At 38.3% G+C, this 3,852-nt stretch carries 2 protein-coding genes; one reads left to right on the top strand and one right to left on the bottom strand.

Annotation, left to right across the window (positions count from 1 at the left end):
- Window positions 1–1,524: ATP-binding protein (locus AC220I_RS19565; protein WP_486725548.1), on the bottom strand; the 1,524-nt coding region annotated here is incomplete at its 3' end.
- Window positions 1,525–1,740: 216 nt separating this feature from the next.
- Between AC220I_RS19565 and AC220I_RS19560 the strand changes: the two genes are divergently transcribed.
- On the top strand, window positions 1,741–3,849 hold the full coding sequence (locus tag AC220I_RS19560) for an amino acid permease (RefSeq protein ID WP_486725547.1): 2,109 nt from the start codon (window positions 1,741–1,743) through the stop codon (window positions 3,847–3,849).
- Window positions 3,850–3,852 lie beyond the last annotated feature (3 nt).

Genomic DNA, 3,852 nt, shown 5'->3' with positions numbered 1-3,852 from the left:
TATAGCGGACTCTCCAGAAACAACACATTCACAATTGAACTTCATCTCTTTAAGCTGCTCGCAGATGAGCTCACGGGCTAAGGCGTTATCGTCTACTACTAAGATATTCATGCCTTGTAAGGCTTCTGTAGCCATAATGGTTGTTTGAGATTTTAGGGCTTGCAGTTTCATTTTCACAGTTACAGTAAAAACACTGCCGTGTCCTTCTGAACTCTCAACGGTGATGTCACCACCCATTTTATGAGCGAGCTCTCTAGAAATACTAAGGCCAAGACCAGTGCCACCAAATTTTCTGGTGATGGAGTTATCCGCCTGAGTAAAGGATTGAAAAAGCTTGTGAATATTGTCTTCAGAGATACCAATACCGGTATCTTCCACGGTAAATCTTAGGATGCAATCTGTTGAAGTAATTTCATCTACATGAGCAATCATGGCAATATGGCCTTCATGCGTAAATTTAAGGGCGTTTGTGGCAAGGTTTAAGAGAATTTGCCCCAATCTAAAGGGGTCTCCAATAAGGTAATTTGGGACATTGCCTTCGATGTAGTTGATGTATTCTATCCCTTTTTCAGCAGCCTTAAGGGCGATATTGTTTGAAATACTTTCAAAGACTTCCTCAAGGTTAAATTCGAGTTCTGATATTTCTAATTTTCCGGCTTCGATTTTAGAGACATCCAGAATGTCATTTAGGAGATTCATCATGAGTTTAGAGGCATTTTCAATCTTTGTGATATAGTCTCTCTGTTTACTGGTCATATCGGTCTTCATCGCCAGATTAGCAAATCCAATAATTGCATTCATAGGTGTTCTGATTTCATGGCTCATGTTAGCCAAAAATATACTTTTGGCATAAGTTGCTTCCTCGGCTTTACTCTTAGCATGATCTAACTCTTCATTTTTTAGGATGACCTCGTTTAATGCATTAAGTCGATTGTACTCAAAAACAGCCGCAATCAGAAAGATAATAGTTGTTAAGCCTGCCGTACAAATCATAAAGAAAAAACCCGTATATTCTGTATTATAGAGTTCTGGGGCATCTAATCCTATTATATCTAGTATGCCATAAGTAATCATAATCATGACGCTTATGGCTAGCCAGAATAGGGTATTGATTTCTATCCCAAGCAAAAGAACGCTTGTAATGACAATTAGAGTAAACCAGGGTGTCACTTGTGAGTGTATGCCACCTGTGAAATAGGAGCATCCCAATATGGAAACGAAGAGGCTGTTTGCGATATATAAATTTGCAGATCGCTTATAGTTCATTTTTAGTTTAAAGTATATGAGGTTTAGTATGAGTAATCCCCAACAAATTAACTCAAACCAAATGCCCAAATGAAAATCAATCATGTAGGATATCATGGCATATAGCAGTGCAAAGAATGATGTAATTACACTAATATAAACCAAAAGAGAATCCCTAGACACCTGGATATCATCAACCTCTGCCCCTTTACGATCAGGAATAAATATTTTTGAAAGCCCCACAAATGGCGTTAACAATATAAAGAGCTTATTAATCATGAAAGCCTCCCCAAAAGCATAATGCTTAATTATATATAATTATTATACCGTTGAAAGAGACCATCTAAGCATGATAATGAAAATTAAAATGTTTGTGATAGGGGATGCTTAGATTAATTTTGAAAAAATATGCCCTTCCTTCAAATTTTGCGATATAATGTTGAATAAGTATTTTTAGCTCGAAAATATTTTTAAAAAAACAATAGTGGAGGCGATATGGAGAAAGGCAACAAACTAGGTACCTTTGAAGGGGTTTACACCCCCACATTGTTAACGATTTTAGGCGTTATCATGTATTTGAGAATGGGATGGATTGTTGGTAACGTCGGCTTAGTTGCCACAATCATTATTATAGTACTTGCACATATCATTACGGTTTCCACTGCACTTTCCATGTCTTCGATGTTGACGAATATCAAGATTGGTGCAGGCGGCGCGTATGCCATCATAACAAGATCACTTGGCCACGAAATGGGTGGCGCTATCGGGATTCCACTATACATCTCGCAGACGATTTCTATTGCCTTTTATATTTCAGGCTTTAGTGAACTTTGGATTTCATTCTTTCCAACGCATTCAACCGTAGTAGTAGGCGTTGTCACATGGCTTGTCCTTACTGGAATTTCTTTAAAAAGTGCTAAACTGGCATTTAGACTTCAATATGGGATATTGGTGGCAGTTGGTGTATCCATCATATCCTTTGCTTTTGGTGAAAATTTAAATCCTTCTGGGATTGCAATCACAGGTATTGGAGAGCTAAGGAACTTTTGGATGACATTTGCCATATTTTTTCCAGCCGTGACGGGAATACTAACGGGTGCAACCATGTCTGGAGAGCTTGAAAATCCAGGTAAGAGCATTATTAAGGGGACACTTGCAGCAATTTTAACGGGTTTTGCAGTTTACCTCTTTATAGCCTTTTGGTTTGCACATCAAGCTAGTGGTGAAATGCTACTAAATGATCCTTCAATTATTTTCAAGCTCGCAAGGGTTAAAATATTGGTCGTTGCTGGCGTCATGGGCGCGGTTTTATCCTCGGCCCTATCCACTTTAGTCAGTGCGCCAAGAACACTTGCTGCCTTAGCTGAAAACAGGGTTGTGCCCTTTAGTCATGTACTGGCCAAACAAAGTGAAAATAATGAGCCGATCAATGCAATTTTATTATCCTCTATTCTTTCGCTGGCTGTAATTGTTACAGGTAATTTGAACAGTTTGGCTGAGTTGTTGACTATGTTTTTCTTAACGACCTATGGCATGATCAATCTGGTTGTATTCCTTGAGCAGATTTCAGGTGTTATCAGCTATAGACCGGTTATGAGAATTCCAATCTTCATTCCAATAATAGGGACACTTGGCTGTGTGGCGGTTATGTTCTTGATTAATCCACTTTTTTCAATTGTAACCTTTGTGACCATTAGCTTAATCTATACCATGCTTAAGAAAAAATCACTTACATCACCTTGGGGAGATGTCAGAGGTGGTGTGTTCATCTCAATTGCAGAGTGGGCAGCTCAAAAGGCATCGTCAATGCCATATCATCCGAGACTTTGGAAGCCTGCTGTGGTCATTCCAGTAGAAAAACCAGAGGATTTTAAAAGACTGGTAAGGTTTACCCAAAATTTGGTCTATCCATCGGGCAGAATGTATTATTTGTCATCCGTTATGGACAAGCAAATGGTGCCAGAGACAGAAAGTAAAATTGATGATATTTTACGACCTCTAAGAGAAGAGGGTATTTTTGTTCAAAAGACGGTTGTGACATCAGATGATTTTGAATCTATTATTTATCCAACCTTGCAGTGTATGAAGAGCTCATTTCTCGCACCAAACATTGTGCTCTTTACATTAAGTGAGGATGAAGAAAAACGAAATCAGTTAAACCAAATACTTGAAAAGATTAAGTCCATTAACATATCGACTTGTTCTTTATGGCTCCATCCTAAGTTTGGATTAGGACAGGAGAAAAAGATCTGTTTATGGTTACGCGATAAAAGCCCTAATAACGATTTGGCCATTCTCTGCGCACTGCAATTGACTCAAAATTTTAGTGCTGAGTTAAAAGTTTGTAGGGTTGTAGCATCTGAAGAAGAGAAAAAGAAAACCTACCAGGAAATGGTGAAGTTTGTCGATGATGCAAGACTACCTGCTAATACTAAAATCAGTGTCTACGTGGGGAATTTTAGAGAACATCTCAATCAAATGGAAACTGACCTTCATATTTTGGGAATGCCAAATAATTTCAACTATGTATCCACCTTAATCAGTGAAGTGCCTAGCAGTGTATTGTTTGTTTCTTCTAAAGGAGAAGAAGATGCTTTGCTCTAGTTA

It is taken from the genome of Fusibacter sp. (genome assembly GCF_057447755.1).
Note: the sequence above shows the minus strand (reverse complement) of the source record. Positions and strands in the feature narration are given on the sequence as shown.

Bases quoted from the DNA above. Each gene is read 5' to 3' on its own strand.
- AC220I_RS19560 (WP_486725547.1), top strand. From the start codon at position 1,741: ATGGAGAAAGGCAACAAACTAGGTACCTTTGAAGGGGTTTACACCCCC.